Origin of the sequence: Variovorax sp. DAIF25, assembly GCF_050711835.1 — a bacterium.
Lineage (GTDB): Bacteria > Pseudomonadota > Gammaproteobacteria > Burkholderiales > Burkholderiaceae_C > Variovorax.
Map to the genome: position 1 here is coordinate 798,899 of NZ_CP136637.1, position 17,931 is coordinate 816,829.

At 69.3% G+C, this 17,931-nt stretch carries 21 protein-coding genes; 6 read left to right on the top strand and 15 right to left on the bottom strand.

The features are described from left to right. Positions 1 to 13: 13 nt before the first annotated feature. Entirely contained in the window at positions 14 to 1,138 is a 1,125-nt protein-coding gene (locus R0232_RS37800; protein WP_281077600.1) for a 3-deoxy-7-phosphoheptulonate synthase, read from the bottom strand. Positions 1,139 to 1,261: 123 nt separating this feature from the next. Here R0232_RS37800 and R0232_RS37805 point away from each other — a divergent pair, with 123 nt between their 5' ends. Further along, positions 1,262 to 1,852 (top strand): hypothetical protein, encoded by a 591-nt coding sequence (locus tag R0232_RS37805; RefSeq protein ID WP_431514316.1) that lies wholly within the window; start codon positions 1,262 to 1,264, stop codon positions 1,850 to 1,852. A gap of 3 nt (positions 1,853 to 1,855) precedes the next feature. Here the strand turns inward: R0232_RS37805 and R0232_RS37810 are convergent, their stop codons facing one another. The 4 genes from R0232_RS37810 to R0232_RS37825 form a co-directional block, all read right to left on the bottom strand. Continuing rightward, a complete protein-coding gene (locus R0232_RS37810) occupies positions 1,856 to 2,092 on the bottom strand; it encodes a hypothetical protein (protein ID WP_431514317.1) in 237 nt (78 codons plus the stop codon). A gap of 40 nt (positions 2,093 to 2,132) precedes the next feature. Beyond that, complete coding sequence (kdsA, locus tag R0232_RS37815; protein ID WP_431514318.1) at positions 2,133 to 2,978, bottom strand: 3-deoxy-8-phosphooctulonate synthase; 846 nt, start codon at positions 2,976 to 2,978, stop codon at positions 2,133 to 2,135. A 70-nt stretch (positions 2,979 to 3,048) separates the two neighbouring features. Next, positions 3,049 to 3,555, bottom strand: a complete 507-nt coding sequence (locus R0232_RS37820) for a hypothetical protein (protein ID WP_093352651.1) — start codon at positions 3,553 to 3,555, stop codon at positions 3,049 to 3,051. A gap of 292 nt (positions 3,556 to 3,847) precedes the next feature. Continuing rightward, entirely contained in the window at positions 3,848 to 4,183 is a 336-nt protein-coding gene (locus R0232_RS37825; protein WP_093347314.1) for a YnfA family protein, read from the bottom strand. A 165-nt stretch (positions 4,184 to 4,348) separates the two neighbouring features. On the opposite strand from R0232_RS37825, the gene R0232_RS37830 reads away from it, so the two are divergent. Continuing rightward, positions 4,349 to 5,635, top strand: coding sequence for a retroviral-like aspartic protease family protein (locus R0232_RS37830; protein ID WP_431514319.1), 1,287 nt, complete (start codon positions 4,349 to 4,351; stop codon positions 5,633 to 5,635). Positions 5,636 to 5,701: 66 nt separating this feature from the next. Continuing rightward, entirely contained in the window at positions 5,702 to 6,172 is a 471-nt protein-coding gene (locus R0232_RS37835; RefSeq protein ID WP_431514320.1) for a surface-adhesin E family protein, read from the top strand. 22 nt (positions 6,173 to 6,194) lie between these two features. Here the strand turns inward: R0232_RS37835 and R0232_RS37840 are convergent, their stop codons facing one another. Next, positions 6,195 to 8,150 (bottom strand): hybrid sensor histidine kinase/response regulator, encoded by a 1,956-nt coding sequence (locus R0232_RS37840; protein ID WP_431514321.1) that lies wholly within the window; start codon positions 8,148 to 8,150, stop codon positions 6,195 to 6,197. A 215-nt stretch (positions 8,151 to 8,365) separates the two neighbouring features. On the opposite strand from R0232_RS37840, the gene R0232_RS37845 reads away from it, so the two are divergent. Continuing rightward, complete coding sequence (locus R0232_RS37845) at positions 8,366 to 8,962, top strand: helix-turn-helix transcriptional regulator (RefSeq protein WP_431514322.1); 597 nt, start codon at positions 8,366 to 8,368, stop codon at positions 8,960 to 8,962. A gap of 42 nt (positions 8,963 to 9,004) precedes the next feature. Here R0232_RS37845 and R0232_RS37850 read toward each other — a convergent pair whose 3' ends face one another. From R0232_RS37850 to R0232_RS37860, 3 genes are all read right to left on the bottom strand, one after another. Continuing rightward, complete coding sequence (locus tag R0232_RS37850; protein WP_431514323.1) at positions 9,005 to 9,415, bottom strand: hypothetical protein; 411 nt, start codon at positions 9,413 to 9,415, stop codon at positions 9,005 to 9,007. A gap of 42 nt (positions 9,416 to 9,457) precedes the next feature. Then, positions 9,458 to 10,648, bottom strand: coding sequence for an FG-GAP repeat domain-containing protein (locus R0232_RS37855; protein WP_431514324.1), 1,191 nt, complete (start codon positions 10,646 to 10,648; stop codon positions 9,458 to 9,460). Between the two features lie 229 nt (positions 10,649 to 10,877). Beyond that, positions 10,878 to 11,300 (bottom strand): hypothetical protein, encoded by a 423-nt coding sequence (locus R0232_RS37860; RefSeq protein ID WP_431514325.1) that lies wholly within the window; start codon positions 11,298 to 11,300, stop codon positions 10,878 to 10,880. Positions 11,301 to 11,500: 200 nt separating this feature from the next. Between R0232_RS37860 and R0232_RS37865 the strand changes: the two genes are divergently transcribed. Continuing rightward, entirely contained in the window at positions 11,501 to 11,680 is a 180-nt protein-coding gene (locus R0232_RS37865) for a hypothetical protein (RefSeq protein ID WP_431514326.1), read from the top strand. After that, positions 11,665 to 12,876, top strand: coding sequence for an NAD(P)/FAD-dependent oxidoreductase (locus R0232_RS37870; protein WP_431514327.1), 1,212 nt, complete (start codon positions 11,665 to 11,667; stop codon positions 12,874 to 12,876). Before R0232_RS37865 ends, R0232_RS37870 begins: the two co-directional genes overlap by 16 nt. A 12-nt stretch (positions 12,877 to 12,888) precedes the next feature. On the opposite strand, the gene R0232_RS37875 is transcribed toward R0232_RS37870, so the two are convergent. The 6 genes from R0232_RS37875 to R0232_RS37900 form a co-directional block, all read right to left on the bottom strand. Beyond that, positions 12,889 to 13,731 carry an IclR family transcriptional regulator gene (locus R0232_RS37875; protein ID WP_057591224.1) on the bottom strand — a complete coding sequence of 281 codons (843 nt, stop codon included), beginning with the start codon at positions 13,729 to 13,731 and terminating at the stop codon, positions 12,889 to 12,891. Between the two features lie 95 nt (positions 13,732 to 13,826). Next, entirely contained in the window at positions 13,827 to 14,546 is a 720-nt protein-coding gene (locus tag R0232_RS37880) for an SDR family NAD(P)-dependent oxidoreductase (protein ID WP_057591225.1), read from the bottom strand. A gap of 25 nt (positions 14,547 to 14,571) precedes the next feature. Beyond that, positions 14,572 to 15,555, bottom strand: coding sequence for a tripartite tricarboxylate transporter substrate binding protein (locus tag R0232_RS37885; RefSeq protein WP_431514328.1), 984 nt, complete (start codon positions 15,553 to 15,555; stop codon positions 14,572 to 14,574). 54 nt (positions 15,556 to 15,609) lie between these two features. Next, on the bottom strand, positions 15,610 to 16,350 hold the full coding sequence (locus R0232_RS37890) for an SDR family NAD(P)-dependent oxidoreductase (RefSeq protein ID WP_296785832.1): 741 nt from the start codon (positions 16,348 to 16,350) through the stop codon (positions 15,610 to 15,612). Continuing rightward, complete coding sequence (locus R0232_RS37895) at positions 16,347 to 16,874, bottom strand: 2,4'-dihydroxyacetophenone dioxygenase family protein (RefSeq protein ID WP_093347207.1); 528 nt, start codon at positions 16,872 to 16,874, stop codon at positions 16,347 to 16,349. The genes R0232_RS37890 and R0232_RS37895 overlap by 4 nt, the downstream gene beginning before the upstream one ends. Positions 16,875 to 17,014: 140 nt before the next feature. Next, entirely contained in the window at positions 17,015 to 17,929 is a 915-nt protein-coding gene (locus R0232_RS37900; RefSeq protein ID WP_208509638.1) for a LysR substrate-binding domain-containing protein, read from the bottom strand. Positions 17,930 to 17,931 lie beyond the last annotated feature (2 nt).

A 17,931-nucleotide genomic window follows, 5' to 3' on the forward strand; every position in this document is an offset into this window, starting at 1 on the left:
CGCCCGGTTCCCCTCAGCCCTTCGCCAGCCGCCGCCGCGCCTTCACCGCCGAAGCCAGCCCCTCGAGCACCGGCACCGTCTGCGCGAAGCCGATGCAGGCATCGGTGATCGACACGCCGTGCTTGAGCGCCACGCCGGGCTTGAGGTCCTGCCGCCCTTCCTCGAGGTGGCTCTCGATCATGAGGCCGGTGATGCGCCGCTCGCCGCCCGCGATCTGTGCCGCGACGTCCTCGGCCACCACGATCTGGCGCTGGTGCTGCTTGCTGCTGTTGCCGTGCGAGACGTCGATCATGACCTGTGGCCGCAGGCCGTTCGCCAGTAGCGCCTGGCAGCTGGACTCGACGTCCGCGGCCGAATAGTTGGGCGCCTTGCCGCCGCGCAGGATCACGTGGCAGTCGTCGTTGCCGCGGGTTTCGAAGATCGCCGCCATGCCCATCTTGGTCATGCCCATGAAGGCATGCGGCGCGCGGGCCGCGAGGATGGCGTCGGCCGCGACCTTGACGCTGCCGTCGGTGCCGTTCTTGAAACCGACGGGGCAGCTCAGGCCCGAGGCCAGTTGCCGGTGGCTCTGGCTCTCGGTGGTGCGCGCGCCGATGGCGCCCCAGGCGATCAGGTCGGCGATGAACTGCGGGCTCAGCAGGTCGAGGAACTCGGTGCCGGTCGGCAGGCCCAGCGTGGTCAGCTCGAGCAGCAGGCGCCGCGCGCGCTCCAGGCCCTCGTTGATGGCGAAGCTGCCGTCCAGGTGCGGGTCGTTGATGTAGCCCTTCCAGCCCACGGTGGTGCGCGGCTTCTCGAAGTAGGCGCGCATCACGATCAGCAGGTCGTCCTGCAGCGAATCGGCCACCTTCTTGAGGCGCTGCGCGTATTCGATGGCCTGGTCGTGGTCATGGATCGAGCATGGGCCGACCACCACCACCAGCCGGTCGTCGCGGCCGTGCAGCACGTCGGCGATCGCGGCGCGGGCACCCTCGACCAGCGCCAGGGTGTTGTCGCGCACGGGCACGCGCTCCTGCAGCAGCGCGGGGGTCATGAGCGGGCGCACGGCGCCGATGCGCACGTCGTCGATCCGGGTGGTGTCGAGCGTGCTGTCGCGGGAGCCGATTTCGGCGTCGTGGAGGGGGTCGTCGAGGCGGGGCATGGTCGTGGGGTGGTGTCGGGGGAGCTCCCGCGATTGTCCTCTCGAAAATGCCCACGGCCTCCCGGGCCCGCATCCGGATAATGCGTCGCCCACCACCGCAGGAGACGAGGATGGAGACAGAACATGGGACGTGAAGCGACCTGCCACGCGCGCGTCGGCGACGAATCGGCCGAGGTCAAGGCCCTGCTCGAATCGACCGAGCTGATCCTGCGCGGCGCCATCAAGCGCCGCTATGCGATCGCGGCCTTGGCGCAGGTGCAGGCCACGGCCGGCGAACTGCGCTTCGAGGCGAACGGCGAAGCGGTCGCGCTGGCGCTCGGCGACACCGAGAGCCAGCGCTGGGCCACGAAGATCGCCACGCCGCCGCCCTCGCTCGCGTCCAAGCTCGGCGTGGGACCGGCGCAGCCCGCGTTCGTGCTCGGCCGCGTCGACGATGCGGCGCTGACCGAAGCGCTGCGCGGCGCGCGCACCGACGACGCGGCGGCCGCGCATTCGGTCGTGGCCGTGGTCCGCAGCGACGCCGAGCTCGCGGCCACGCTCGAGGCGCATGCCGCGCTGCCCTGCCCCGGGCTCTGGATCGTCCATCCCAAGGGGCGCGGCGCCTCGATCGGCGACGGCGCGATCCGGCAGGCGCTGCGCGAGCGCGGCTATGTCGACCACAAGACCTCGGGAGTCTCCGAGGCGCTCACGGCCACGCGCTACGTCCGGCGCTGAACGCTAGAAATACCGCGCCCGCCTCTCGTCGCGCGGACCGACCGCGAGGTCTTCCGACAGGCCCTTGAGCACGGCAAAGCCGGCCTGGAGCGCATCAAGGTAGGTGGGAAATCCCGCCGCGGCTTCGAGCAGGCGCTCGTACTCGGGCGAACCGTCGAACGATTCGAGCAGCACCCAGTAGTACTCGCTCGTGTCGTGCTGTTCCACCGTCAGCGCGATGGAGATGAGAGGGCCGAACATGCGGGGATGCTCGCAGCCCCGCATGACGGTCTGAAGAAAGCTAGATGCTTAGGACCGGGAAGGATTTCACGAGATCGTCGAGCGACTTGAGCTGTGCCATCAAGGGTTCGAGCTGGTGCAGCGGCAGCGCGCTCGGTCCATCGCACTTGGCCTGGGCCGGATCGGGGTGGGCCTCGATGAACAGGCCCGCGAGGCCCAGCGCCATGCCGGCGCGCGCGAGGTCCACGAGCTGCTCGCGGCGGCCGCCCGAGGCGGCGGCGCCGGCCTCGCGCTGCTGCAGCGCATGGGTCACGTCGAAGATCACGGGCAGGTCGCCCGTGGTCTTCTTCATCACGCCGAAGCCCAGCATGTCGACCACCAGGTTGTCGTAGCCGAAGCAGGTGCCGCGGTCGCACAGGATGATCTGCTCGTTGCCCGCTTCCCTGAACTTCTCGACGATGTTGAACATCTGGCTCGGGCTCAGGAACTGCGGCTTCTTGATGTTGATGACGCGGCCGGTCCTGGCGAGCGCCACCACCAGATCGGTCTGGCGCGCGAGGAAGGCCGGCAGCTGCAGCACGTCGACCACCTCGGCCACCGGCGCGGCCTGGGCCGGCTCGTGGACGTCGGTCAGCACCGGCACGCCGAAGGCCGACTTGACCTCCTGCAGGATGCGCAGGCCCTCGTCGAGGCCGGGGCCGCGGTACGAGTGGATCGACGAGCGGTTGGCCTTGTCGAAGCTTCCCTTGAACACGTAGGGAATGCCGAGCTTGCCGGTGACGCGCACGAATTCCTCGGCGGTGCGCAGTGCCAGGTCCTTCGACTCGAGCACGTTGACGCCGCCGAACAGCACGAAGGGGCCGTCGTTGCGCACGCCGATGCCGGGGGGGATGGTGACGTTTTTCATGGGGGAGCTCCTGTCCTGAATCTTGGGGCCTATTGTCGACGCTCCCGGCGACCGGGCTCCAGGCCGGGGCTCAGGGCATCTTCACGGCGATCTGCGACAGCCCGCGCAGGTGGCGCGGCCCGAGGCGCGCGTCGTTGGCCGAGATCAGGCACAGCGCGCCCAGGTGCGGCTCGAGCGGGCCACCGTTCTTCTCGTACAGCACCAGCGCCTTCTCGCCGATCGTGCTGTTGTAGAGCTCGTTCCAGCTGAAGATGGCCTGGTAGCCGTCGTCGCCGAGCGCGACCACCACGCAGCGCTTGAGCTCCGAGCGCGGCCGCTCGGAAAAGCCGCAGGCATCGAGCACGTCGACCAGCCGCGCACCCGCGTAGCTGTCGACCTGCGCCACGGCGCGGCCCGAATAGCACAGCACCTGGGTCGGGCCGAGGTCGTGGCGCGCCATGCGCTCGAGCGCCTCGCGCGCGAACGCAGCCGGCCGCGGCACGCCGCCGAGCACGTGCAGCAGCGCGCTTGCCGGCGGATTCGGACTTTCGCTCGCGGCGCGGCGCGGCTCCACGGGCACAACGGCATCCAGGCTCATCGGGGTTCCTCGGTGATCGGCAGGCGACAGGCCGGCATTCTGCGCGGCGCATCCGGCCGGCGCGATCCGCCCCGGCGTATGAGCCCCATCCACGAAATGCGATTGCGCGATATTCCGGCCGACATAGCGAAAGCCGAATCTACCGCCGATCCGATGTCCCTGCCGCCGCTCACAAGGTGTGAAGAAACCGTAGCGAGCGCCCCGAGGTCGCGCCGAGGACCGGAGCCGTACTCTGTACGGTGAGGACCGCAGGTGCGAGATCGGGGCGCGCAGCAGGTTTATTCACACCTTGTCAGCGCACCAGCCGCGGCCCGGCCATGATGATGAACATGCCGAGCAGGCTGACCCCCACGCCGACCCAGTCGGTCACGCTCGGCTGCACCTTGTCGACCGCCCAGAGCCACAGCACCGCCACGCCGATGTAGACCCCGCCGTAGGCCGCGTACACCCGGCCCGCCGCGGTCGGGTGCAGGGTCAGCAGCCAGGCGAACAGCGCCAGCGAGACCGCCGCGGGCAGCAGCAGCCAGGCCGAATGGCCCTGGCGCAGCCAGAGATAGGGCAGGTAGCAGCCCACGATCTCGGCCAGCGCGGTGGCGACGAAGAGGGCGAAGGTCTTGAGCAGGTCCATGCGGGGATTCTCGGCGCGGATCGCGCCATCGCCGGCCGCTCGGGCCCGGCGCGATGCCAGGCCCGCGACACCCCGGCTAGGTATACTTTCCGACACATTTTTGCGGCAACCGGCCCCCGCTCTCACGGGAACACGCACACAACGCCGGTGCCTCGGGAGGACCTCATGGACGAGCACACGGGATCGCGGCGCGAACCGCAGTGGACGGGAGACATCGCAGCCGCGGCCCCCGGCTGGGAGCCGGGCTTCCTGCGCGACGACCGCGAGCGCGGTCGCAAGGCCGGTCCGCTGCTGTGGGGCCTGGCCGCCCTCTCGCTGGCGGCGCTCGAGGCCACCACGCTGTTCTTCGGACGCTCGGAAGCCATGTCCCCGGCGTTCCGCATCGGCACCGCGCTGGGCGCCCTGCTCTGGCCCCTCGTCGTGGTGCTGCTCTACTCGCTCTGGGACCACCGCTTCAGCCAGCGCCGCGGCGTCAAGGTCTTCGCCTGGACCTGCCTCGTGCTGGCGGTCGTGTCCTTCGCGAGCATCGCCACCACCCGCGGCTACTGGCAGCGCTGGCTCAACAAGGACAACCTCACCGCCGAGGACTTCCGGCGCCAGGCGGGGCGTTGCGCGCGCGAAGCCGACCTGGCCTGCGAGGAAGCCAACTGGCAGGACTACGTGCGCCTGTTGCCCGGCGACACCCTCGGCCTCGCCAACCTCGGCATGGCACAGGCCCGGCGCGGCAAGCACCAGCAGGCGGTCGAGAACTTCGAGCGCGCGGAAGCGCTCGGCGAAGGCGCCTACGACCTGTTCGCCTTCCATGCCGACAGCCTCTCGAAGCTGGGCCGCGGCGAGGAAGCCATCGCGTGGTCCTACAAGGCGCTGGCGGCGCAGCCCGCGCTGGTGGACGTGCGCGCCAGGCTCGCGCGCCTGCTGGTCGCGGCCGGCCGGCCCTACGAAGCCCTGTCGCTGCTGCAGGCCTACGACAGCCAGGCCCAGGCGCGCGGCAGCCCGCTCTATTTCGCGGGACAGCGCATCGCCATCGAGACCGCCATCGACCAGGGCGGCGGCGCAGCGGCCCCGGAGCGCGCCGGCCTGCGCCTGCCGGCCTATGGCGGGCACTTCTTCGCACCGGTCAACCTCGGCGAAGCCAAGGCCATGGCCTTCATGGTCGACACCGGCGCCACGCGGCTGTCGCTGGCGGAAGAGACGCTGCGGCAATCGAAGGCGGTCTACCGCGTCGTCGATCCCAACGTGAGGATGTTCACCGCCGACGGCCGCCGGGTCGTCGCCAAGGCGATCGTGATCGATGCCATCCGCATCGGCCGTTTCGAGCTGAAGAACGTGCAGGCCATCACCTGCGTCGACTGCCTGCCGCTGCTCGGTCAGTCGGTGCTGTCGATGTTCGACATGCGCTCCAGCAAGGTCCAGGGGCTGGAGTTCATGACGCTGGTGAAGCGCGGCGGCTGAGCGCCGGTGCTCGAGCGCGACAGACCCCGCGGAACCCCGAGAAGAAAAGACGCGCAGGAGGATGCGATGAATTCACCGACCCGGCTGCGCCACATCGCGCTGGCCCTCGCCTGCGCCTGCACCGCGCCCCATGCGCTCGCCACCGATTGGCGCCGCGTCGGCAACCCGACACCGGATGGCGACAACATCTACCTCGACGTGAACGGCCCCGCGCGGGAGCCGGGCGGCCATGTCGTCGCGAGCCTGCTGTTCGACTATGGGCAGGAACATCGGACCGCCGACGGTCGCGCCTATGGGTCCGACGTCCGGATCACGCGGATCGATTGCCAGCGGGAAAGCCTCGCGGACCAGAGCATCGTGAGCTACGCGGGACGTGCCAGCCAGGGACCGGTGGTTCGACGCATGGTGCGCCCACCCTCGGAGGCCGAGGCCGCCATGGAACCCGCGCTCGCGCACTCCACCGGGCAGGCCATCGTCTGGGCCGTGTGCGAACTCATGGTGCGCGGCAAGCCGCGGGGCTACAAGCCACCGCCTTGAGGCGTCCGACGAGGCGCCGGGCTCAGCCTGTCGTGCTCGCTGGCCGCTCCTCCTGGAACAGCCGCTCCAGCATCCGCGCCAGCCGGTCCACGTCCACCGGCTTGGTCAGATGGCCGAGAAAACCGGTCTCGAAGCTGGTGTCGCGGTCGCTGGGCTGGCCGTAGCCGGTCACGGCGATCAGCGCGGGCGGGTCGACCAGTTCGGCGCGCAGCCGGCGCGCGACCTCGTGGCCGTCGATGCCGGGCAGGCCGATGTCGAGCAGCACGACGTCGGGCCGGCCGGCCTTGACCGCTTCGATCGCCGCGAAGCCGTCGTGCACGACCGCGCTGGCATAGCCCAACGCGTCCATCAGCAGCGCCATGGTCTCGGCGGCGTCCTGGTTGTCGTCGACCACCAGCACCAGCCGTTCGCCGGGCGCCCGGCCCGAGGTGCCCTCGCCCGCCAGCGGCTCGGTCACGGCCGCCAGGTTGACGATGAATTCGCTGCCCTCGCCCGCGCGCCCGCTGCTGAACACGCTGACCCGGCCGCCATGCAGCGCGACCAGCTGCTGCACCAGGCTCAACCCGAGGCCGAGCCCGCCCTTGGAGCGCGCGGCGTCCTGCTCGCCCTGCACGAACAGGTCGAAGATGCGGTGGACGTCCTGCGGCGCGATGCCCGGGCCGGTGTCGCGCACCACGATCTCGGCCTCGATCGGGCTGGCGCCCGCGACGCCGGGCGCGGTGGGGCCGGCGCCGAGCCGCAGCTCGATGCGCCCGCCGTTGTCGGTGAACTTGGCGGCGTTGTGCACCAGGTTGCTGACCACCTGCACCAGCCGCGCCCGGTCGCCCGTGACCCAGGGGTCGGCGCCATCGACCTGCAGGTCGAGCACTTGCGACTTCAGCGCGACCAGCGGACGCACCGTCTCGACCGCGTCGTGGATCACGTCGCGCAGCCGCACCGGCTTGGCCTCGAGGTGGATCTTGCCGCTGGTGATGCGGCCCACGTCGAGCAGGTCGTCGATCAGCCGGGTCATCTGCCGCAGCTGCCGGTCGATGATGTCGCGCGTGCTGTTGAAGATGCGCGACTCGATCTTCTCGCGCTTGAGCAGCTCGAGCGCATTCGAGATCGGCGCGAGCGGGTTGCGCAGCTCGTGCCCGAGCATCGCGAGGAAGGTCGCCATGCGCCGCCCCTCGTCCTCCAGCGCGGTGATGCGCCGGCGCTCGCTGAGGTCGCGCGTGACCTTGGCGAAGCCCTTGTGGTGCCCCGCCGCGTCGTACAGCGCCGTGATGACCACGCTGGCCCAGAAGCGGCTGCCGTCCTTGCGCACGCGCCAGCCCTCGTCCTCGAAGCGGCCGTCGCGCAATGCGTTGCGCAGCTCCTGCGCGGGCCAGCCGCTGGCGGCCACGTCGGGCGGATAGAAGGTCGAGAAGTGCCGCCCGATGATCTCGGCCGCCTCGTAGCCCTTGTTCTTCTGCGCGCCCGCGTTCCAGCTGATCACGTGGCCCGCAGGGTCGAGCATGAAGATCGCATAGTCCTTCACGCCCTCGACCAGCAGCCGGAAACGCTCCTCGCTCGCGCGCAGCAGTTCGTCCTGCAGGCGCCGCTCGCTGAGGTCGCGCGTGATCTTGGAGAAGCCGCGCACCGTGCCGTCGGGCCCCGTGAGCCGCGTGATGACCACGCTGGCCCAGAAGCGCGTGCCGTCCTTGCGCACGCGCCAGCCCTCGTCCTCGAAATGGCCCGCCTCGCGCGCCTGGGCGAGCTCCTGGCGCGGGCGGTCGCGCTGCTGCGCTTCGGCCGGATAGAGCATCGAGACATGGCGGCCGAGGATCTCGGGACCTTCGTAGCCGCTGACGAGCCGCGCACCGGCGTTCCAGCTCAGCACCATGCCATCGGGATCGAGGAAGAAGATCGCGTAGTCGGTGACGGCATCGATCATCTGCCGGTGATCGGCGTCCGACAGGTTGGCAATGGACAGCCGCTCGGCGGCGGGATCTGGCATGTGTTTTGTTCTCTCGGACAGTGGGCTCGTGCCGGTTCCCCCCCGGCTGGACCGGGGAGTATTCGCTCTGGCGGCGGCCGGACCCGTGGGACGTTGCCTACATTTCCGGTCGGCATTCCTGCTGGGGCCACCGGATTCGGTTGGCTGAGGTCGGCCAGTGCCGCTGCGGATGGCCCGCTGGAAAGGTCCAACGAGGCCCTTCCGGTCTCCGGCCCGTGGGCCGGGTCGCGCCCGGCTCAGTCGGCGAGCCGCAACTCCTGCACGTGAACCCGCAGCCGCTCTTCGTTCTTTCCCGAACGGGCGAACTCCTCTATGCGAATCCCGCCGGCCAGGCACTGCTGGCCCAGGGAGACTGGATCGATGTGCGAACAGGAAAGCTCGCGCGCCTGGGCCAACTCGAAGCGGTGGAAGTGTCGGCCTCCCTGGCGCGCGCGCAACTGGGACAGATACAGACCCATTCGCTGCTCCGGATGCGGACCGACAGCCTGCGGGCCTCCGCAACGGCCCGGTTCGTTCCATTGGGCATCGACAACCCCGCTCGCTGGGTCTGGCCGCGCGCCGCGACGCTGCTCACGATCGACGAGGGCCACGACGATCACCAGCTGCGACGCATCGCGCAGATCGGCATGCAGTTCAAGCTGACCTCCGCCGAGACGCGACTGCTGGGCGCCCTGGCCGATGGCGAGACACCCGGCAGCGTTGCCGAGCGTCAGGCCATCTCGGTCCATACGGTCCGCACCCACCTGAGCAATATCTTCGGCAAGACCGGGCTGCGTCGGCAAGCCGATCTGATTCGCCTGGTCACGCAGTAGCGGCCCCGCGCGTGCCGGGCCGCGGACCTGCGGGATCGGATCTCACTGTGCCGTGAGAACCACGATCTCTCCATTGGCGTTGCGCCGATAGAAGAGCTCGTTGCCTCTCAACCGCACCTCGTTGCACCCGCTTTCCAGGGTCTTGCGCATGTCTTGACAGAGCTTCGTGCCGTCGAGCCGAACCGTGCCGTCGAAGATGCCTCCACCGGGCCCGGCACCGGTGCCGCCGCGCCGGTACGACATCCGGAAGGAGTCGCCCGGTCCGAAGTCCATCGTCCATCCCGTGCCATCCATTCGCGTGCCCACGAATTTCTTGCCATCGAGACCCTTGAGCGTCTCGGGCGTCAATGGCACGGCTTCCGCCGGGAAATCGGCGGCGGGAGCCTGGGCCAGTGCAGCCGACGTGGCAATGCCGAGTGCAGCGGCCAATGCCCCGCGACGGATGTGTCGCATCGTGTTCATTGTTTCGATCCCCATATTTGAAGAATCTGCAATTCACTCCAACGGAATTGCAACTCCTGCCGCTGCGTCGTCGGATGCAATCACTGCTTTTCCGGCGACCGTTGTCGGAATACTCCATTGAAACCATTGAGCGGGACGCTCGCGCAACGGAATCGTCGATTGCATCGAAGGCCACTTGACCTTCTGCACGGTACGACTTTGATAGAAACTCCCGTCGCCGCCAGACGTGCGCACAACCCACAACGCTCGCGACTCTCCCGAACCGGTCAACGTAAAGTCGAGTACGACGCCCTCGTTCGGAACCGCCGGCAAGACTTTGGGGGTCACTGCCTTGAAGTTGAAATTCCCGGGATTCAGCAGGACCGAGGTGGGAGCGTTCTCCCATTCGTGTCCCCCCAGAACCGCGTCGAGCTTGCCGTCCTCGTCAACGTCGACGAGTTCCACCGAGTAATAGTTCTTTCGCCCGAATGATGTGGGGAATCGCTGCTCGGTCTCGCGCTCGAAAACGCCCTTTCCTTTATTGAGGAAGGTAATGACTGTTGCGGCGTCGAAGTTGTTGGTGGCCACCACATCGATCAGTCCATCGCCGTTCACATCGGCCGCCGATGCGGAATGAAAGAAGCCGATGTCGGGCGCCGCATCTTGCACGAGATACGTGCCGTCCGGCTGGCTCAGCACCACCTTGTTGCGTTCGCCTGGGAAAGGTGCTGCATCGAACCCGTGGCATGCCACGAACACATCCGGCTTCTTGTCGTTGTTGAAGTCCGCAACGATGGCTTTCCGCGGGTGCACACATCCGGTGGACATGGGAATCAGAGCAACGTCCTTGACATAGCTTCCGTCCGGCTGTTTGCGCCAGATCTCGAATTTTCCGGGTGTCGCGGCCTGCGGAGTGGTGGGCGGCCAGTAAGTCAAGGTCGCAGTAAAAAGATCGATCCGCCCCGACCCGCTGAAGTCGCCGTAGGCACGGATGGTCCCGACGCCACCGACACCGGCGGGCAACCGTTGCGGAGTGAGACCGATTGCCTTGAAATTCTGATAGGACGACGGCGCGGAAGAGGACGCGGCGGGAGGTGGCGAGGCGGGAGGTTCGGCAGCAGGTGCGGGCGGTGGAGCCACGGCGATCGGGGGTATGCCTGCTCCTCCGCCGCCCCCTCCGCCGCAAGCGCTCAGCACACCAATGGCCGCCAGTGCGGCCAGCGTTCTTGGCTGTAATTCAATCATGGAGTTCCCCAATCCCTCATAAACGGCGACTCGCCGCAGTCAAGTGAAGGCCGAGGGTAAAAACAATGCGAGGGCCTCGCATCATTCAAATCAATGAGGAAGTGATCCTCTGCGCGGTGCGCGGGCGGCAGGCATCGATGCGCGCGATTTCGGGGGGGGTAAATCGCGGTGCGAGTGCGGATTCGCGATCCTTGTCGAAACCAGGACCGCAGGCCTGCGAGACCGGTTCTCACTGCGCCGTGAGAACCACGATCTCGCCGTTGGAACCGCGCTGATAGAACAGCTCGTTGCCTTTCAGCCGCACCTCGTTGCACCGGCTTTCGAGGGCCTTGCGCATGTCCTGGCACAGCTTCGTGCCATCGAGCCGGACCGTGCCGTCGAAGATGCCGCCACCGGGCCCGGCACCGGTGCCGCCGCGCCGGTACGCCAGCCGGAAGTAGTCGTCGGGACCGAAGTCCATCGTCCAGCCCGTGCCATCCATTCGCGTGCCCACGAACTTCTTGCCGTTGAGGCCCTTGAGCGTCTCGGGCGTCAGTGCCACGGCCTCCGCCGGAAACTCCGGCGCGGCCGACTGGGCCAGCGCAGCCGGCAGAGCGAGCCCGAGCGCAGCCGCTGCGAATGCGCAGCGACGGATATGTTGCAGGGTTCTCATGCTTTCGATCTCCTGTCCGCCTCGGGGCGTGAGTTGAAGCGCCCCCTCCGGGTGCTCCGCGGCGGAAGTATCGAGACGGGCCCGTTCCTTGGCATCCTTCGAATCAAGTAGATCCTTGGCAGGCACCGCACGCGTCCCCTACAGCGGGGACAGACAAGCCGCCCCTCCGAGCCCACCATCGCGCTGCAGGAGACACGCAGATGGAATGGCTGATCCCTTACAAGCTCGACACCGACGCGCCCGACGGCGGCCGGCCTTCGCTCCAGGCGCCGCGCGCGCCTGAACCGGGGCCGCACGTCGCGCGGCATCGCAGCGCATGGACGCGCGTGCGCGCCCTCTTCTTCCCCACCCCGATGCGTGCGTCATGCAGCAGGTCGTGATCGTCGGCGCGGGCCATGCGGGCTTCCAGTGCTGCGCCTCGCTGCGCCAGGAAGGCTTCGAGGGTGCCATCGTGCTGGTCGGCGACGAAGCCAGCCTGCCCTACCAGCGGCCGCCGCTGTCGAAGGCCTACCTGCTCGCGAAGGCGAGCGCGAGCGACCTGCATTTCCGGCCCGAGCGCTTCTTCGAGGAACAACGCGTGCAGCGCGTGCAGGGCCGCGTCGAGCTGATCGACCGCGCCGCGCAGCGCGTGGTGCTGACGTCGGGCCAGGCGATCGCCTACGACCATCTCGTGATCGCCACCGGATCGAGCCCGCGCCGCATGCGCGTCGAGGGCGCGGAGCTCGAGGGCGTGATGAGCCTGCAGACGCTGGCCGATGCCGACCGGCTGCGCGAGCGGCTGGCGGACAGCCGGCGCGCGGTGGTGATCGGCGCGGGCTTCATCGGGCTCGAGTTCGCCTCGGTAGCGCGTGCCTTGGGCCTGGACGTGACGGTGCTCGACGTGGCCGATCGCGCGCTGGCGCGGGCCGCCTCGCCGCACAGCGCGCAGGCCGTGGCGGCCTCGCATGAGAGCCGCGGCACGCGGTTGCGCTTCGGCTGCGGCGTGACGGCACTCGAAGGCCGCGAGGGCCGGATCGCGGCGGTGCGCACCGCCGACGGCGAGACGCTACCGGCCGACCTCGTGGTGGTCGGCATCGGCGCCGAGCCGCGCACGCAGCTCGCGGCGCAGGCCGGGCTCGCGGTCGACAACGGCATCCGCGTCGATGCGCAGCTGCTGAGTTCCGATCCGGCGATCTCGGCCATCGGCGACGTGGCGGCCTTTCCGGATCCGGTCAGCGGTCGCCCCATCCGGCTCGAGTCGGTGCAGAACGCTGGGGACCAGGCGCGCAGCGTGGCGGCGCGGCTCGCGGGCAAGACGGTGGCGCACGGCCCGGTGCCGTGGTTCTGGAGCGACCAGGGCGAACTCAGGCTGCAGATCGCCGGGCTGCGCGCGGCCGACGATGCGCACGTGGTTCTGCGCGATGCGGCTTCACCGGCCGCCACCGTGCTGTGCATCCGCGAAGGGCGCCTCGCGGCGGTCGAGACGCTCAACCGCGCGGGCGATCACATGCTGGCGCGCCGGCTGCTGGCCAAGGGCGTGGCGCTGAGCGAGGAAGAAGCGCGGGCGCCGGGCTTCCAGCTCAAGGCGCTGGCCTGAGCCGCACGCGCTTCAGAGCACGTCGCTGCCCGACAGCGAAGGCGTCTGCGCGATGCGCTCCGAGATGACGCGGCAGGCCTCGAGCAGCGGTGCCACGTAGGCCTGGGCCGGGTCTTCCTTCTGGCGGAACACCAGCGTGCTCACGCTGATCGCCGCCACCGGCACGCCGCCCACGCCGCGGATCACCGCGCCGAAACAGAAGATGCCGGCCTCGTTCTCCTCGTTGTCGACCGACCAGCCGCGCTCGCGCGTCTTCTGCACCTCGGCGCGCAGCGCGGCGGCATCGACGGTGGTGTTGGGCGTGTAGCGCGGCATCGGCAGGCGCTTGACCAGCGCCTTGAGCGCGCCGTCGTCGAGCGCCGCCATGTAGGCCTTGCCGACGGCGGTGGCATGCAGCGACACGCTGGTGCCGATGCGCGAGGCCATGCGCACCGCGCTCGGGCTCTCGAGCTTCTCGATGTAGACCATGGTCGTGTCGTTGGGCACGGCCAGGTGCACGGTCTCGCCCGTGAGGTCGCGCAGCCGCTTGAGCTCGTCGACCGCCGCCAGCCGCAGTTCGGAACGGCCCCAGCTGCGGCTCGCGAGCTGGATCAGCCGCGGGCCCAGCCCCAGGGTCGCGCTGTGCGGATGCTCGACCAGCAGGCGCTCGGCGATCAGCGCCGCGACGATGCGGTGCACCGTGGGCCGCGGATAGCCGCTCGCGCGCATCAGCGCCGCGACGTTGACCGGCTCCTGCGCATCGGCCACCAGTTGCAGCACGTGCATGAACTTCGAGAACGACGCGGTGCCCGCGACCTGATTCGCGGAAGCGGCGGAAGAAGCGGGAGCGGCGGAGGAAGACCGGGGAGCGGGCATGGACGAAGGGACGAGGCCGGCGCGGGCACCGGCGGGAACGAGGGCCGGGCCATTATCCATACCCTCCATCCAGTCCACGCGCATCGGGCGCGCCCTCAGCTCACCATGTAGCCGCCGTCGACCGGCAGCACCACGCCGGTCATGAACGACGCGGCCGGCGTGCAGAGGAACATCGCGGCGCGCGCCACGTCGTCGGGCGTGCCCCAGCGGCCCAGCGGCGTGCGCGCGAGGATCGGGCCCGCGCGCGCGGGATCGTCCTGCAGCGGCTTCGTGAGCGGCGTCGCGATCCAGCCCGGCGCGATCGCGTTCACGCGGATGCCGTCGGCCGCGTAGGCGATCGCCAGCGACTTGGTGAGCTGGGCCACGCCGCCCTTGCTCGAGGCATAGCCGGGCACCAGCCCGCCGCCGAAGAAGCTCAGCATCGAGGCCGTGTTGACGATGCAGCCGCCGCTCGCCTTGAGGCGCTCGCGCGTCATGCCGCACACGCGCATCGTGCCCGTGAGGTTCACGGCCAGCACCTTCTCGAACACCGCGAGGTCGTGCTCCGCGCCGCGCTGGATGATGCCGGCGCAGTTGAAGACGATGTCCAGGCGCTCGATGCCGCCGATCGCGGCCTCGAGGCTCGCGTCCGAGGTCACGTCGGCCTGCCGGACCTCGACCGCGGCATCGAGCGTGCCGTCGCCGTTGCCCAGGCCGATGGCCGTGACCTGCGCGCCGAGCGCGGCCAGGTGGTTGGCGATCACGGCGCCGATGCCCTGGGTGGCACCGGACACCAGTGCCCGCTTGCCCTTGAAGAGTGCTGCCTCGTAAGTCATGAAAAGGGAGTTGCCTTTGCGTGGATCAGTTCTTGATGTCGAGCTTGCCCATCAGCGTCTTGAAGTAAGCGCTGTCCTTGGCCATCGTGGCCTTGAAGGCGACGTCGTCGGCATAGGCGAAGCCCAGGTTCTGCTTGTCGAGCACCTCGCGGAAGGCGGGCTCGTTGGCGGCCTGCTGGCTCACGGTCTTCAGGTAGGCGATGACCTCGGGCGGCGTGTTCTTCGGCGCCGCGATGCCGCGCCAGGTGCCGATCACCAGGTCGATGTTGCGTTCCTTGAGCGTGGGCACCTTCTCGAAGCCCTTCACGCGCTGCTCGGCCATCACGGCCAGCGTCTTGAGCTTGCCGGCCTGCACGTAGGTCGTGACCTCGGCCGGGCTCACCGCTACCGCGTCGATGTGGCCGCCCATCAGCGCGAGCACCGCGGGGCCGGCGCCCTGGAACGGCGTGTGGTTGAATTTCACGCTGGTCTTGTCCTCGAGCGCGGCGGCCGCCAGGTGCCAGATCGAGCCGTTGCCGGCATTGCCGACGCTGAGCTTGCCGCTGTCCTTCCTGGCGGCGGCCAGGAACTCCTCGATGGTGTTCCACGGCGCATCGGCGCGCACGGTGATCGCGGCCTGGTCGGCGTTGAGGCGCGCGATGGGCGCGAGGTCCTCGTAGGTGAACTTCGCGAGGCCCATGTGCGGCAGCGTCGTGAGTTCCACCGTGACCACCGCGAGGCGATAGCCGTCGGGCTTGGCGTTGATCACGTCCTGCCAGCCGATGGCGCCGCTGGCGCCGGGCTTGTTGACGATGATCATGCTCTGCGGCATGTGCTTGCGCGTGGCGTCGGCGAAGGCGCGCGCCAGCGCGTCGGTGCCGCCGCCGGGCTGGAACGGCACCACCAGCTCGACCGGCTTGTTGGGATAGTCGCGCGGTTGCGCCGAGGCGGGCGCGGCGGCCAGCAGCGCCGCCACCGGCAGCAGCGACAGCGCCGCGAGGCGTTGCAGTTTCGAGGCGAAGCGAATCATGGGTGTGTCTCCGTGGTTTGAAAATGAATGGGACCGAAAAAACTTGGCGGCGCTTCAGTACGTGGCCCGACCGCCCGAGAGGTCGAAGGTGGCGCCGGTGCTGAAGCTGCACGAGCCCGAGCACAGCCAGGCCACCATCTCGGCCACCTCGGCGCTCTCGCCCAGGCGCTGCATCGGGCTCTTGCCGATCATGGTCTGCACGTGCTCGGCCGACATCTGCTCGAGGATCGGCGTGCGCACCGCGGCCGGCGCGATCGCGTTCACCAGGATGCCCGTGGTCGCGAGCTCCTTGCCGAGCGACTTGGTCAGCGCGATCACGCCGGCCTTGGCCGCGCTGTAGGCCGACGCATTGGGCGTGCCCTCCTTGCCGGCCAGCGAGGCGATGTTGACGATGCGGCCCGCGCCCGCGGCACGCAGGTGCGGCACCACGGCGCGGCACACGTTGAAGGTGCCGACCAGGTTCACGTCGACGATGCGGCGCCACGTGGCGGGGTCGTAGGCATCGAGCGGCACCGTCGGTCCCGCGAAGCCCGCGCTGTTGACCACGAAGTCGATGCGGCCGAAGCGCGCGGCCACCGCGGCGGCGGCACGCTCGACCGTGGCGAGATCGCTCACGTCGACCTGCCAGGCGTCGTCGTTCGCAGTGGCCTCGGCCATGTCCCACACCGCCACCCGCGCGCCGCTGCGCCGCAGTTGCGCCGCGACCTCCGCGCCGATGCCGCTGGCACCGCCGGTGACCACCGCCACCGCGCCCGCGAAGTCGTAGCCGGCGCGGCCGTAGGCCGTCGTGCTCATCGGATGAACTGCTTGACGTAGTCCGCGCCGAGGCCGACGTTGTCGAAGTGCTTGCGGCACATGTCGATCTTGGTGAACACGTCCTCGTAGCCCATGCCCTTGCCCCAGGGGTCGGTGTAGTACATGACACCGTTGACCTGGAAGTAGGTGATCATTTCCTCGACGTCCTCGGGCACGTACAGCGTGTGCGTCTCGCCCGGCGGCTCGAACACGTAGCTGCCCTCGGTGGCTTCCCAGTCGTGCTCGAGATAGCGCCAGCGCCCCTTGAGCACGAAGCCGTGCACCGCCTGCGGATGGCGGTGGCGGCTCAGCACGCCCGACTTGCGCACCTTCAGCAGGTTCATCCAGTAGCCCTGGCTCGCGTTCAGGCACAGCGGGCGGAACCACACGTTCTCGGCCTGCGGCACCCACAGGCGCTCGTCGGTCGGGATCGCGTGCTGCACCACGATCTCGGGCAGCGCGTCCGGAGGATTCGGGTACTGGTAGGGCATCTTCGGGGTCGGGTCCGAATCATCGAGGGGCATGTCGCTTGTCCATATTGTGGATGTATGTCCATATTGTAGACATCGATGCCGAGGCCACGTCTTTGCGTAAACCCTGATGGCGCGCGCGACTGCGCCGCCGCATCGGCGCGGCGGGTCGATCACGGGGGTTGCGCTCGCGCTCAGTCGAGCCGGACGGCGGCGGGAAATGCCTCGACGAGGTGCTCGATGAAGGCGCGCGCCGCGGCGCTCATGCCGCGCCGGCTCGGCATCAGCGCCGAGATGGTCGAGTCGGCCGCCACCCAGTCGGGCAGCACGCGCCGCAGGCGGCCGGCGCGCAGCTCGTCGCGGCAGATGTAGGCCGGCAACGCGACCACGCCCATGCGCGCCTCGGCCGCGCGCTTCAGGGTCACCATGCAGGTGCCCTCCATGCGCGGGCGGATCGCGACCTGCGCGGTCTGCGCGCGGTCGTCCTCGCGCTTGAGCAGCCACGCGGGCGTGAGCGACCCGCGCTTCATGATCAGGGTGGCGCAACCCCGCAGGTCGTCGGGCGTCTCGATGGCGCCGGCGGTTTCGAGGAACTCGGGTGCCGCGAACAGGTGCCAGGGTGCTTCGGCGAGCGCGCGCTGCACCAGGTTCGAATCGGGCAGCGCGCCCGAGTAGGCGCGGATCGCGAAGTCGTAGCGGTCGGCCACGATGTCGACGTTGGCATCGCTCGCGTCCTGCAGCAGGTTGACCTTCGGGTACTTCGCGAGAAAGCTCGCGACCATCTCGGTCATCGCGAACTGCGAGGTCGCGACCGACACCGTGTAGCGCACGGTGCCGGTCGGCTCGGTGCTGCGGCTGCGCATCGCCGCCTCGGCCTCGTTGGCGCGCGCGATGGTGGCGACCGCGTGGCCATAGAAGGCCTCGCCCGATTCGGTGAGCGTGATGCGCCGCGAGGTGCGCGCCAGCAGCGTCAGGCCGAGCTCGGCCTCGAGCTGCTGGATGCGGTAGCTGATCGTCGAGACCGGCCGCTGCAGCGCGCGCGCCGCGGCCGAGAGGCTGCCCCGGTCGATCACTTCCACGAAGTACCGAAAGTCGTTGAGGTCGAGCACGC

Coding starts and splice junctions, on each gene's coding strand:
- R0232_RS37895 (WP_093347207.1), bottom strand. CDS start 16,874: ATGCCCCTCGATGATTCGGACCCGACCCCGAAGATGCCCTACCAGTAC.
- R0232_RS37800 (WP_281077600.1), bottom strand. CDS start 1,138: ATGCCCCGCCTCGACGACCCCCTCCACGACGCCGAAATCGGCTCCCGC.
- R0232_RS37860 (WP_431514325.1), bottom strand. CDS start 11,300: ATGAGAACCCTGCAACATATCCGTCGCTGCGCATTCGCAGCGGCTGCG.
- R0232_RS37840 (WP_431514321.1), bottom strand. CDS start 8,150: ATGCCAGATCCCGCCGCCGAGCGGCTGTCCATTGCCAACCTGTCGGAC.
- R0232_RS37865 (WP_431514326.1), top strand. CDS start 11,501: ATGGAATGGCTGATCCCTTACAAGCTCGACACCGACGCGCCCGACGGC.
- R0232_RS37805 (WP_431514316.1), top strand. CDS start 1,262: ATGGGACGTGAAGCGACCTGCCACGCGCGCGTCGGCGACGAATCGGCC.
- R0232_RS37850 (WP_431514323.1), bottom strand. CDS start 9,415: ATGCGACACATCCGTCGCGGGGCATTGGCCGCTGCACTCGGCATTGCC.
- R0232_RS37870 (WP_431514327.1), top strand. CDS start 11,665: ATGCAGCAGGTCGTGATCGTCGGCGCGGGCCATGCGGGCTTCCAGTGC.
- R0232_RS37880 (WP_057591225.1), bottom strand. CDS start 14,546: ATGACTTACGAGGCAGCACTCTTCAAGGGCAAGCGGGCACTGGTGTCC.
- R0232_RS37825 (WP_093347314.1), bottom strand. CDS start 4,183: ATGGACCTGCTCAAGACCTTCGCCCTCTTCGTCGCCACCGCGCTGGCC.
- R0232_RS37835 (WP_431514320.1), top strand. CDS start 5,702: ATGAATTCACCGACCCGGCTGCGCCACATCGCGCTGGCCCTCGCCTGC.
- R0232_RS37885 (WP_431514328.1), bottom strand. CDS start 15,555: ATGATTCGCTTCGCCTCGAAACTGCAACGCCTCGCGGCGCTGTCGCTG.
- R0232_RS37820 (WP_093352651.1), bottom strand. CDS start 3,555: ATGAGCCTGGATGCCGTTGTGCCCGTGGAGCCGCGCCGCGCCGCGAGC.
- R0232_RS37830 (WP_431514319.1), top strand. CDS start 4,349: ATGGACGAGCACACGGGATCGCGGCGCGAACCGCAGTGGACGGGAGAC.
- R0232_RS37875 (WP_057591224.1), bottom strand. CDS start 13,731: ATGCCCGCTCCCCGGTCTTCCTCCGCCGCTCCCGCTTCTTCCGCCGCT.
- R0232_RS37855 (WP_431514324.1), bottom strand. CDS start 10,648: ATGATTGAATTACAGCCAAGAACGCTGGCCGCACTGGCGGCCATTGGT.
- kdsA (WP_431514318.1), bottom strand. CDS start 2,978: ATGAAAAACGTCACCATCCCCCCCGGCATCGGCGTGCGCAACGACGGC.
- R0232_RS37810 (WP_431514317.1), bottom strand. CDS start 2,092: ATGTTCGGCCCTCTCATCTCCATCGCGCTGACGGTGGAACAGCACGAC.
- R0232_RS37890 (WP_296785832.1), bottom strand. CDS start 16,350: ATGAGCACGACGGCCTACGGCCGCGCCGGCTACGACTTCGCGGGCGCG.